The organism is Candidatus Nitrotoga fabula (assembly GCF_905221025.1).
Taxonomy (GTDB): Bacteria; Pseudomonadota; Gammaproteobacteria; order Burkholderiales; family Gallionellaceae; genus Nitrotoga; species Nitrotoga fabula.
This window is the reverse complement of record NZ_CAJNBL010000031.1, coordinates 1-11,507: the sequence shown is the minus strand read 5'-3', so window position 1 is coordinate 11,507 and position 11,507 is coordinate 1. Positions and strand designations below refer to the sequence as shown.

Annotated in this window: 13 protein-coding genes and 1 pseudogene; 11 read left to right on the top strand and 3 right to left on the bottom strand. The window is 47.9% G+C overall.

All coding sequences use genetic code 11. The features are described 5' to 3' along the window. Positions 1-131, top strand: a pseudogene (locus KJA68_RS07850) (IS630 family transposase); the annotation flags it as partial. On the opposite strand, the gene KJA68_RS07845 reads toward KJA68_RS07850, so the two are convergent. Then, entirely contained in the window at positions 72-686 is a 615-nt protein-coding gene (locus KJA68_RS07845; RefSeq protein WP_213036389.1) for a hypothetical protein, read from the bottom strand. The pseudogene KJA68_RS07850 and the gene KJA68_RS07845 overlap by 60 nt on opposite strands. Before the next feature lie 409 nt (positions 687-1,095). Between KJA68_RS07845 and KJA68_RS07840 the strand changes: the two genes are divergently transcribed. The 7 genes from KJA68_RS07840 (at position 1,096) to KJA68_RS07810 (ending at position 6,056) form a co-directional block, all read left to right on the top strand. Next, positions 1,096-2,196, top strand: coding sequence for a hypothetical protein (locus tag KJA68_RS07840; RefSeq protein WP_213036388.1), 1,101 nt, complete (start codon positions 1,096-1,098; stop codon positions 2,194-2,196). Positions 2,197-2,337: 141 nt separating this feature from the next. Beyond that, positions 2,338-2,637, top strand: coding sequence for a helix-turn-helix transcriptional regulator (locus KJA68_RS07835; protein WP_246487110.1), 300 nt, complete (start codon positions 2,338-2,340; stop codon positions 2,635-2,637). Further along, positions 2,628-3,059: a CHC2 zinc finger domain-containing protein gene (locus KJA68_RS07830; protein WP_213036387.1), complete on the top strand. Its 432-nt coding sequence runs from the start codon at positions 2,628-2,630 to the stop codon at positions 3,057-3,059. The genes KJA68_RS07835 and KJA68_RS07830 overlap by 10 nt, the downstream gene beginning before the upstream one ends. Beyond that, positions 3,052-4,737, top strand: a complete 1,686-nt coding sequence (locus KJA68_RS07825; RefSeq protein WP_213036386.1) for a DUF3631 domain-containing protein — start codon at positions 3,052-3,054, stop codon at positions 4,735-4,737. Before KJA68_RS07830 ends, KJA68_RS07825 begins: the two co-directional genes overlap by 8 nt. Next, complete coding sequence (locus KJA68_RS07820; protein ID WP_213036385.1) at positions 4,734-5,198, top strand: hypothetical protein; 465 nt, start codon at positions 4,734-4,736, stop codon at positions 5,196-5,198. Before KJA68_RS07825 ends, KJA68_RS07820 begins: the two co-directional genes overlap by 4 nt. After that, on the top strand, positions 5,195-5,911 hold the full coding sequence (locus KJA68_RS07815; RefSeq protein ID WP_213036384.1) for a hypothetical protein: 717 nt from the start codon (positions 5,195-5,197) through the stop codon (positions 5,909-5,911). Before KJA68_RS07820 ends, KJA68_RS07815 begins: the two co-directional genes overlap by 4 nt. Then, positions 5,835-6,056, top strand: coding sequence for a hypothetical protein (locus KJA68_RS07810; protein ID WP_213036383.1), 222 nt, complete (start codon positions 5,835-5,837; stop codon positions 6,054-6,056). Before KJA68_RS07815 ends, KJA68_RS07810 begins: the two co-directional genes overlap by 77 nt. Positions 6,057-6,443: 387 nt before the next feature. Here the strand turns inward: KJA68_RS07810 and KJA68_RS11135 are convergent, their stop codons facing one another. Further along, positions 6,444-6,665 (bottom strand): very short patch repair endonuclease, encoded by a 222-nt coding sequence (locus tag KJA68_RS11135; protein ID WP_213036382.1) that lies wholly within the window; start codon positions 6,663-6,665, stop codon positions 6,444-6,446. A gap of 194 nt (positions 6,666-6,859) precedes the next feature. On the opposite strand from KJA68_RS11135, the gene KJA68_RS07800 reads away from it, so the two are divergent. From KJA68_RS07800 to KJA68_RS07790, 3 genes are all read left to right on the top strand, one after another. After that, the gene (locus tag KJA68_RS07800) at positions 6,860-7,891 is read left to right on the top strand and encodes a hypothetical protein (RefSeq protein ID WP_213036381.1); all 1,032 of its coding nucleotides are present in this window, start codon (positions 6,860-6,862) and stop codon (positions 7,889-7,891) included. A 25-nt stretch (positions 7,892-7,916) separates the two neighbouring features. Next, entirely contained in the window at positions 7,917-9,257 is a 1,341-nt protein-coding gene (gene dcm / locus KJA68_RS07795) for a DNA (cytosine-5-)-methyltransferase (protein WP_213036380.1), read from the top strand. 538 nt (positions 9,258-9,795) lie between these two features. Further along, positions 9,796-10,053, top strand: a complete 258-nt coding sequence (locus KJA68_RS07790) for a hypothetical protein (protein ID WP_213036379.1) — start codon at positions 9,796-9,798, stop codon at positions 10,051-10,053. 505 nt (positions 10,054-10,558) lie between these two features. Here the strand turns inward: KJA68_RS07790 and KJA68_RS07785 are convergent. Next, on the bottom strand, positions 10,559-11,507 hold a 949-nt coding region (locus KJA68_RS07785), incomplete at its 5' end, for a YncE family protein (protein ID WP_213036378.1).

Genomic DNA, 11,507 nt, shown 5'->3' with positions numbered 1-11,507 from the left:
AAGCGGGTACCAGTCCGGACCTGGCCAAGCTGCGCGATGCGGCCAACGAGCACATGGCCATGTTAGAGAAATCACCCGAGCGGGTGATGAGCTTCTTTCAGGACCCAAGGGTCAAATATGCCGCCGGTTGAGACTTCATGAGGCCGAAGCAATATTTCATACTGCGCCGGTTCATTGATGCTGACAGCCCGCTTCGTTATGCGGATGGAACCCGCATTCTGGTCACCGCCATCAAACCAGCACCACTTGATCCCTTTTCTACCAATCAACTTTTCAAAGGTTTTAAATTGCCCATCGGTGATGGCACCTTGCGCAAAAAAGGAAGCCACATCTACCGGGATTGGATCGCCCTCAGTGTCCATGACATCATAGACAAGAGCCACCGGACAAAACGGCCAAAGGATCAGGAGCGGGCGAGCGTCTTTCCTGGGAGTGCGTCCAAAGCGTTCCCGCCAGTCACACTCGAACGCAGCATAACTTAATCCTGGCTTCTGAACCTGCAACAGCATGGCATTGAAGGGTGCAAAGTTGCGAAGCCGGATAACAAAGTCGAGCAGCTCCTTGTAGTCCTTGCTCTGCGTATAGAGACGTGAATCGCTTAGCAGCTGGTCCAGCAGGGATCGCGCGGCATTGGGATCAAACAAATCCCCATGCTGTTCCTTTATATTCAGAGTGCCCTGGATCATGTCCTCATTTTTTACCTGGTTTGCTGCAGCTCAACAAAGCCGGATACCTGTTCTCTATAAACCCAGACTACTGAGTATTCTCGAAGCCCGACGCTGCATTTAAAATTTGAAGCGGCGTCAGTCATTTTCTGTCTCTTTATATCCAATAATTGCTGATTATCCGGATTTTTCAGTGCGTCGGAGAAAGGATGAAACCGATCGCGTCTCGTGTTGGATTTGAAGGCCATTGCTTGCCAAGTTTGTGATACTCCCTCTCTAAATAGTGAAATGTATAACATAATTCAAATAATTTATACTATCCGTTTGTTAGCACCTATCTCTGGAGAAAATTAATGACCCAGTGCTGCATAATCAAACAATATTCCCGGAAAATACAAAATGTTCTTATTGCAGAGCAGTGGGGTGCAGCATGACAGGATTTGAATCCCTTACCCTTGCGCTGGAGGACTGGTTCGACAAACCATTGTCCGATTTGCCGGATGGGTTGCGTGAACGATTTAAAAATCAATTGTTGTCTTTACTGTGGGACAGCCTGTCTGCTAATCAGCGGCGCAGTGCAGCGCTTCAGCTGGATTATGAGATGGACCCGGCACGCACTGAGGAGCGTGACGCCACCTGGAACGAGGTGAGCGTCGATTGGGATTACTGGAAGCAAGTACCGAAATTGACCGCGCAGGAATTCTGCATCCTGTGCCTTTTACAGGACCCGAGGCATTTCGAGAGTGAAAAGACGTTCACTTTTGGGGGTGCCGGCAAAACCCTTGGAGAACGTGTAGGCGATGATGTGCGAATTATTGAGCGAACCCTTGGCCCTGACATTACCAGACCGATACCGGAATGGATTGCATGGGCAAAGCTACAAAATTGGGATATGCCCAGCTATTTTCGTGATTATGAGAAGAACGGCGGCACTTTCATTGCTCCACAAGACCTAACGGGAACCAATGACCCGAAATTAGCGGGAAACCGGTGCGCTGTATTCCGCACCATGGAAAAGCTAACTGCCGATGAAGTTAGCATGACCTTTGTGGGGGATAAAAACCAATCCGGCATGGGGAACAATATGCTGGAAATATCTGCGCGTGGTGTAACCAGGCGTGTTGCGCTGGCTGAACTTGAACTTGTGGATAGACGAAAAGGTCATTTAAACAGACAGGGGGTTATTCTGCTGGGCATGGCGCAAAACAAAAAACTATCAAGCAACCAGGCGAACATTAAAAAAATCTCAAGATTAAGAGCGGTATTCTTTGCCCATCTGGGCATTAGCAATGATCCATTCATGGCCTATCGCGAAGGCACCGGGTGGGAGCCACTTTTCAACATCAAGGATCTGCGCGGCGCGGCAGACGACCGTGCGAGGAAAGAAGGAGAACGCAAAAGCATTTCACTCGACGAATTGACGGGAAGCGGCCATCAACTCAGTGATACAAATGAATCTAATAATCCTGACAATGACTCTGCCGATGCCTGGCTAAAGAAAAACGACCCCTCATATCCGAGTGAATATTGAGTTGTCATGACAACCCGTCATTTGTCATGACAACTGCAAAAAGATGAAATTCCCGCTCTGCCTGCCTTAGCGGACCGCTGGATGACATGTCATGCATAGAGTTATGCAGCAACGTGCTGCACAACTCTATAAGGAACGAACATGTCCAGCAGGCATATATCAACCGAGCGTCAGGCAACCCACTACCTACCTAACCAGATCCACATGCTGCGCACTTCGGCTGTTTGCAAGAAACGGGGCCGATCGCGCAGTTCTCATTATGCCGATATTAAATCCGGTCTTTTTGTGAAGCCGATATTGATTGGAGCACGTGCAACTGGTACGCCTGATTATGAAGTAGATGCGCTGATTGCGGCGCGCATTGCCGGAAAATCGGACGAAGAAATCCGCGCATTGGTGATCAGGCTGGAAGCAGCCAGGAAGGAGCTGGTATGTGCATAAGCGATCTGTTGTCCCGGCTGGAAAAAGTGAAGCGCACGGGACGGGGCCGATGGCTGGCGTGCTGCCCGGCTCATGAAGACCACAGCCCTTCGCTTGCGATACGCGAGCTGGAGGATGGCCGGATTCTCATCCATTGTTTTGCCGGGTGCGGCGTGCAGGAAATCGTGTTCGCTGCCGGGCTGGAGCTATCCGATTTATTTCCTCCGCGAGTGGAAGGCAAGCATTTTGCCAAGAGGGAGTCCAGCCCCTTCCCTGCTGCCGATATTCTGTGTGCAATCGCTTTTGAGGCGACGCTGGTACTGATTGCGGCTGCGGACATGCTGGCAGGCAAACCGCTGAATGAATTTGACCGGGACCGGCTTGCCGTGGCGGTGGGACGGATTCATTCTGCCCTGAAAGCAGGAGGTATCCACCTTGGATAGTATAGAGAGAGGGCGAGCTATTCTGGATCAGATTGCCAAAGCAAACCTGCCGAAAACCGATACCGCAGGAAGCGATGTAAGCGTTTTAAATTCAGCGGGTGATACTAATACAGCACCGGAAACACAAAAAACGATTGTAGAGCCTACTGGTGCGGATATTGAAAGGCTGGCATTGCTGGACGATCTGCAATATGCCCTGCAAAGGACAGAACAGGCCAAGGCATGGAATATTTCAGTAACGGTACTGGATAAACTGGTAAAAAATGCACGGTCCAGTAAAAAAGAATCTTCCCAGTTGCCATTTAAAGAAGTTGGCCCATGGCCGGACCCAATCGACCCGGCGCAATTGCTGGATGAGGTAGCAGGCACAATCCAGCGTTTCATTGTGCTGGATGATGAGCAGGCGTTTGCTGCGGCTTTATGGATTACCCAAACATGGTTTATTGATGTACTGCAGGTTGCACCGCTGGCACTCATTAACGCGCCTGAAAAGGCGTGCGGCAAATCTCAATTGCTGGATGTCATGGGGCGTATGTCAGCAAAGCCAATCAGCGCGGCCAATTCTTCCACAGCGTTTATGTTCCGTGCGGTAGAAAAATGGACCCCGACCGTGCTGATTGATGAAGCGGACACCTTTATTAAAGAAAATGAAGAACTGAAAGGATTGATCAACGCCGGGCACACCCGCGCCCAAGCTTACGTTGGCCGGGTAGTGGGTGATAACCACGAGCCAAGCATGTTCAATGTATGGGGACCCAAGGCACTGGCAGGCATCCAACTAGAAAAACACTTGCCCGATGCAACCATGAGCCGGGGAATTATATTTAATTTGCGGCGCAAGCGACCCCATGAAACAGTAGGCAGGCTTCGCCATGCCGAACTATGGTTATTCAGTGATATAGCTGCAAAGCTGGCACGCTTTGCACTGGATTATTCCCAGCAGGTGCGGGATGCGCGCCCGGACATACCGGAGGCACTATCCGACCGTGACCAAGATAACTGGAGCGGTTTACTTGCCATTGCAGATTGCGCTGGCGGGGAATGGCCGGATAAGGCAAGAGCGGCGGCCCTGAAGTTGTCCGGGGCAGGTGATAAGCCAGTGAGTACAGGTAATGAATTACTGGAGGATATACGGCAGGTATTCGCGGACAAAAAAATAAACAGAATCAGCACGGCAGATTTGATTACGGCATTGTGTGAAGATGAGGAAGCGCCCTGGTTAACTTACTATCGCGGGAATCCAATTACCGCACGACAGCTTGCCAGGCAATTGAAAGCGTATGGTATCGAGTCAAAAACCATCCGTATGAATGCCTACACCACGCAAAAGGGATTTGAGAAATTACAATTTGATGATGCATTTTCACGTTATTTAGATATACACCTTACTACCCCCCAAAATTTGCCGTCACAAGGTAACATTTCCCCGGAAGCCAATAACCACGGGGGTTTATCTGTTACGGATAATCCGTCACATATCCGTAACATGCCTTTAGGCAATCCGTCACAACATCAAACACCCCCCAAAAATGTTACGGATAATCCGTCACAAAATTCTATCCGTAACACATCCGCAACACTGGAACCCCCGTCATCATTGGGTTGTTACTCTGTTACGGATAAAACGCCTATTTTTGGGAGGGGTGAAGAAGGTATAGTTTCGGAGGTGCTGCTTTGAACATTCAACCAGTCACAACAAAAAAACCGGCCATGCCTGTTATCAACTGGTGCGAATTGTCAGAAGTGCAGGCAATCATAGAATTGTGTACCCGGCTGAATATAGGCTTGAGGGTAAACGATGAGGGCGAACTATTGGCAAGCGGAAATACTGGAGTCATTCCTAAATATTTGAGCGATATTACTAATCGTTACCGTGGGGCTGTAATTGGGCACTTGCAAAACCTGCCCGGGCCAGATGTACCCGATGGGCAAAATAGCCTAAATATCGAGGCAATCCGCCAGGCGCTTGATGTAACCATAACGGAATATTGCATGGCTGCCGGGCATACCGTAGAACATCGTGAAAGGCTGCTGGCGGTGCGTCGAAAGATTGCCCCGGTTTATCTGGTGCAGAATCTTTGTGCATTTCGAGCATGGTTATATGTAGCGAAATGCAGCGAATCTGGGAGGCGGCAATGACTGAAGAACGAAATCAGCAAACAAAGGCCAAGGAGGCCAGCAATATGACTGCAAAAGCGGCAAAGAAACCGGAAATCGGAAAATCCGCCGGGAACCGCCCGAAAACTCCACCTGACCAGCATCCCAAAACAGCGAAGGGAAAAAAACATGCCCAGCTGATCATGTCGCCAGAATGTGCTGCCTATCGGGTAATCCGCTGCGCGGATGAAAATACCGACCTTCACCAGAACACGGACGTGCAAAGCCTGGTGGATGAATTGCGCGCGCAGTCTGCAGCGGTTCGTCGCGGGGATCTTGAACACGTGGAGGCGATGTTAATGAATCAGGCAACGTCATTGCAGTCGCTGTTTACCGGGTTGACCCAACGGGCCATGGGCCAGACTTACCTTTCCAGCCTGGAGAGCTTCATGCGTCTGGCACTCAAGGCGCAGAGCCAGTGCCGCGCAACCCTGGAAACGCTGGCTGCGATCAAGAACCCGCCGGTGGTCATTGCCAGGCAGGCCAATATCAACCAGGGCAGCGGGAACCAGCAGGTGAACAATACCACGCCTGCCCCGATCCAGCCGGTGCGTATCCAACCCCCGTCCCGCGCGGGAAAAATTAAAATCCAGCCAAACGAACTATTAGAGGTGAAGCATGGCAGCGAGGAACTGGACCCCGGAACAACGGGCAAGGCAGGCAGAACATATCAAAAAATGGCAGCCCTGGAATAAATCCACCGGCGCACGGACAGAAGAAGGCAAGGCGGTATCTTCACGCAATGCTTACAAGGGAGGTTTGCGGCTGCATATTCGTGCGATGGTCAAAAACATGAATGCCGTGTTACGGGAGCAGCGGGAGGGGCTGGGGCGGGTTTGAAGGGGGTATGGAGGGCGGGTAAAATCTCTGCAACTTTTGCCCCGGATGACCAAGCGGGTTCCCACGTAGATAATAAATTTCCTATGGGAAGGAAATTCAAATTAAATCAGCAAATTGGTTTGCAACTAAGTGTCTGCTTATAAAAGGGGAAAACACTATTTTTAATGCCTTAATCAAAGGCAATTATTTAGCTACCAGCTTGATCGCATTTATAACGCGATTAATGCGATCAAGCAAAAACTTGCTAGTTCGAATTTCACATTCCCAAATCAGACAAACTCGCCAACCTTGGTTTCGGAGGGCTTTAATATTTTTGGCATCACGGTTGCGATTGGTTTGGATTTTATTGAACCAGTAATCAGGATTAGTGCTTGGTATTCTTCCCTTTTAGCAAAAATGCCCATGCCAAAAGCAACCATTTACAAATATTACCGTTTTATATTTTGGAAGGACGATGTCTGGTTTACCGGGTAAGTCTTTGATATGGAGCCGGAACCTAAAGCCAGCCTTGTGCAAGGCTCTACGAACCATTAATTCGGGAGTTGTATTTTTCCCAGTGATTAATGCCATGCGAACGCTTCGTTCCTCAGGTGTCAGAAAATCTGCCATGTTTTATCTTTAACAGTTGGATTCGCTCTCTTGAATTTTAATGAAATTATTCTAGGCCGGCATCAGGAAGAGTCAATCAATTGGATGAAATAATCTCGCTTTATGGGCGCGGGATAGCTTGCCGATATCTCTCATGCCATAATGAAAAATTAGGCTAGTGTTAATAGCCGACCAAAATACAGGTGAAAACTGAAATGCCAAAATACAACAGGACACTTTCTGAGCTCAAGTCAAATGCTGTTCTACATTGGCCAGAGAAAATTCTTTGTGCGGCGGGTAATGCCAGCGTTCTTCCTCTCCTCCTAAAAACTCAGGATGCATTTATTTCTTTGTTGAAAGTTGCCAATAAGAGCCCATTGGCATGGAGTGAGGCAATTAAGCAGAGTAACGCAATTACTGGTCCAGTTTTTCTCAAACACCTTATGGTAATGACAGATTTAGGGGGAGAAGCCCTCAACAAACTTCCTCCGCTTTCCAATTATTGTCCTTCCGGAGTCTTATTGTTTGACTGGGGAGGCAAGAAATATGAATACAAATTTAAGGAAATTCAAAATAAGTGCTCATTAGCTAACTCTGCTCTTCGAGTCGACTCAAAGAAACTTTTGGAAGGAGGAGATTTCACCCCACGAATGCTTGATGTAGCAATGTTATTGATGTTTGGGTCTACGGCATCAAATGATTCTTTGCCTATGGAAGTTAAGGATCGCTGCATCATTGGCACTTTGATTGGACATTCTGATGAGTTAGATAAATTTGCAAAAGAAAATTACATTCGAGTAAGTCGCCAGGTTGGGGGAGCAACATCGAATGCTCTAGGTCAACTGGCGCAAGACTATGTAGTAAGTTGTTTAAAGGAAATGCTCCCGCCTAATTGGATTGTCTCAAAAGACTCATCAATGCCGAATGTATCTCATTCAGCGAATGGAAATGGGACAAATTTTGATGTCGTTGCAATTTCGCCGAAAGGTAAGTATTTTGGAATAGAAGTCAGTTTCCAAGTAACTACAAATAGTGTTATTGAACGAAAGGCTCGTGAATCTGAATCACTAATGTCGAGTGTTCATGCCGCGGGACACAAAATATGTTATGTAATTGATGGCGCTGGAAATATCAATATACGTCAAAATGCAGTAGGCATCATCTGCAGCCACAGTGATTGTACGGTGGCAATGTCTGAGTCTGAAATGAAGCATATGGCTAATTATCTGTTACAAACTAATAGCTAATTTCCTCGCCCCATAGGGATATTCAATGATCAAGTTTGTGGATTTGTTTGCTGGCGTTGGCGGAATCAGAAAAGGGTTCGAAATAGCGCTACAAAAGAATGGCCTGAATTGTGAGTGCGTTTTCTCTAGTGAGATCGATAAGAAAGCACAAGAAACATACCGCCTGAATTATGGTGAAACGCCAACTGGAGATATTCGTCAAGTTCAAGAGCTACCAGAACATGATGTATTGTTAGCTGGCTTTCCATGTCAAGCTTTTTCCTATGCAGGGAAACAAAAGGGGTTTGCCGATACAAGAGGGACGCTTTTTTTTGAGATTGAACGCCTAATAAGTACCGCAACAATAAAACCGAAATTGCTATTACTAGAAAATGTTCGTGGCTTCACTACTCACGATTCAGGTCGCACTTTTTCTACGGTTCTTACGCGGCTAAATACACTTGGTTATGAAGTCGAAACCCTCTTGCTGAATAGTTCGAATTTCGGGGTTCCGCAAAACAGGGTGCGTGCCTATTTGGTCTGCTCCTATGGATCGTCGCCAAATCTAAGCATTCAGTCTAACTTAGGGTCTGCAGATTCACATAAGTTCAAGCAATCTGTTCAACAAAGCGATCTGTTTAGTATGAACAACGCGTTTCGCTGCGTTAAAGATGTACTCGAGCCTCAAGTGGATCAGCGTTATTGGTGTTCAAGCAAGTTTATCGCACAATTAAAGGATGCCCTGCATAGAAGGCCATTCGATAGCCTTCATGGAGTTCGATTAATCGACTATAGGGGGGGTAATTCACTACACTCATGGGAACTGGGGACTAAAGGTCATTGTAGCGATGAAGAGCGGGCGCTAATGAACGCAATAATTGGAAATCGCCGAAAAAAACATTTCGGTGTTGAGCAAGATGGAAAGGAACTAACTTTAGATCAAATAAAGACCTTCTGGAAGGAGTCAAATCTTAAGTCTTTGCTTGAATCATTGGTCTCAAAGGGCTACCTGCGAGTTATTGAAGGTAAATACAATCCTACATGCGGAAATATGTCATTTGAGGTGTTTAAATTTCTTGATCCGGACAGCATATCAATCACTGTTGTAACGAGCGATGCTCACAGGTTGGGTGTTGTACAAAATGGCTTGCCAAGGCGGATTACCCCTCGAGAGTGTGCAAGATTGCAAGGTTTCCCGGATAGCTTTGTTTTGAATCCTAATGATTCATTTGCTTACCGACAACTGGGTAACTCAGTCTCCGTTCCGGTGGTCACGTCTATTTTTGATGACCTGATTCTCCATTCGAATCCCCCATTCAGTACTGAAAATTTGAAGAAGTGCAAGATATCTAAAAAGTTATTACCGATGCTGTCGCTGGAAGGATGAGTGAGATGATTTCGAATGAGATGCGACTTCTCAGCACAGCAAGTACATTAAGAGGTCAATAAATTTCTGGAAAGCCACATTGAATTGAATAGCAAAATGCGAACTTGCATCCAACCGAATAAGAAACGCCTCGCCTCGCCCATCTCTACCCGAAACAGCGGGCGATGCAAGACATAAGCCATGTGGACGGTGCGCGGGAATGCAGGTTCACCCAAGGCAAAGAGTGGCAGTACGGATGGGGCGGCCATGCCTTTACTTCACTTGACCACAGCTAGATAAGAATAGGCCAGGACCGAGCAGCAAAAAACGAAGGGGCGATGTTTTACCTGCCCCATTTTGCTGCCCCTCACTACAGGTGATGGAATTTGACTTTGACTTGTGTGGCGGGATTTACCCGGAGGGCGCAATACATAAAAAAACTTATGCGAACACGGAGGGCGGGAACCTTCCCGGCGCTTGCGCTTTGCATAAGACGCCTTTATGTTAATTCCCGGCACACAGAGATGAACGGCGCAGCCGACCATGCATTTACGGCGTTTTGAAGGGGCGCGGCACGTTCAGGCTACCTGTAACCCCAGCAGCCTGCGAACGGCGAGCGCTTGATGGCGTAGCGGGCTTTGGCGAAGCCATGAAGCACGACGGCGTGAAGCGGTTGCGGCAAGAAGAGATTACAGGCCGAATAAGAGGTGCAAAGCAGAGGGCGGGGTTTTGCCGTCTGCGCTCTGTGGAAAGCCAGTGCGCCAGCGATGGCGCGGGGCTTGCGGTTTATTTTGCAAGCGCCGTGACTGAGCGGTAAGAATGCCCAAGGTCATCCGATTACTCTGGGGGTATTTATGGGGGTATTTTTTAAAATCGGACTTAATTAAATATAGCCAGAGTTAAGCAATGACAAGGGAAAATTGGTAACGGGTTCAATTCCCTCCGCCCCACCAATAAGTTAAATCCCAACCTTTATCAGTTGGGATTTTTTTTGACTGAGAATCCAGTATTGGCGGGGTTCCAGGCTTCAGCCTCGCGAGCGTCACTCCTCCTATGCAACCATTTTTCCTCGATTTTAGGCTTCTCTGTTCTCTGTTTTCTCTGGTAGTCTCGCGAGCGTTCTCGAGGAAGATTACATTTAAGTCAATGAGTTATATGTTGCAGGTTGTAATCGCAAATTGCTGTGGCGTGGGCGACTCAGAAAATAATACCAACATTTCGCCACTCAAAATATTGACTGGAGTTTCATGATCCTTGCTTATATATATTTCAAGCGACTTGATCCGTTATTTTTTTTCATGCAGAATTTTATATTCGTACGTTTACAGGCCGTATTTATTCCATATCGCGATCCCCAGTGGCTGCTTGTCAACCTGGATGGTTCGAACCTTATTGCGCGTAAGATTGATGACGCTAATACCATTCCAGCCTTCCGTAAAACTATTTCCGCCAGTTAGATAGGCTATTTTCCCATCGTCGCTTAGCACAATTTGTTCATGCTCTGCATGTAGCGGAATATGTGTTTCCTGTCCATCGGTCAGATTGATACGACTAAGTACGGCTGCACCGGAAACTTCACCAGCAGGACCTGTACCCACAACAAATAGCGTAGAAGCATCGTTGCTTAATACAACACCGTGCTGATGTGTTTGAGCAGATAGAGGAATTTGTGTTTGCTTTCCCGTCTTCGGGTTCAACTGAAGTAGAGTGCGGCCTTGTAGCGGCAACAAGAGAAGTCCCTTTGCGTTAATAGCGGCATAGTGTGGTTTAGCAAATCCCCCATAGCCGAGTGGTGCCACGTCAAAGACCCGCAATGAACGGTCGTTCAGATTATAAGCGGTCACTGTATACGAATCGTGGTCAATGCTATAAATCTCGTGGCCCTCGTTGCTGAATATCACCTGGAAGGGTCGTATACCTATCGGCACACTGGCCGTGACGGTTTGTGATTGCGTCGAGATGATTTCCAACTGCCCGGCGCGATTGCCGCGATTGATGCCCACGGCCACCGTTTTCCCGTCTGGAGAAACGGCGATGCCCATGCCACCTTGCCGATACTCGCCCCATTGCATGCCGCTTAATGAACTTTGGTATGGAATCAGTGCGGTTCGCAGACGCGAACGGATGTCAACAACCGCAACGCCTGCAGCGGTGGCAACATAGGCATGCCCATCTTGACTAACAGCAACACCGTATGGGGCACGTCCTACTTTCACTCGCGCGATGACACCTTTTTGAGGGTCCACATAAGCCAAATGATGGGCCTTGAAC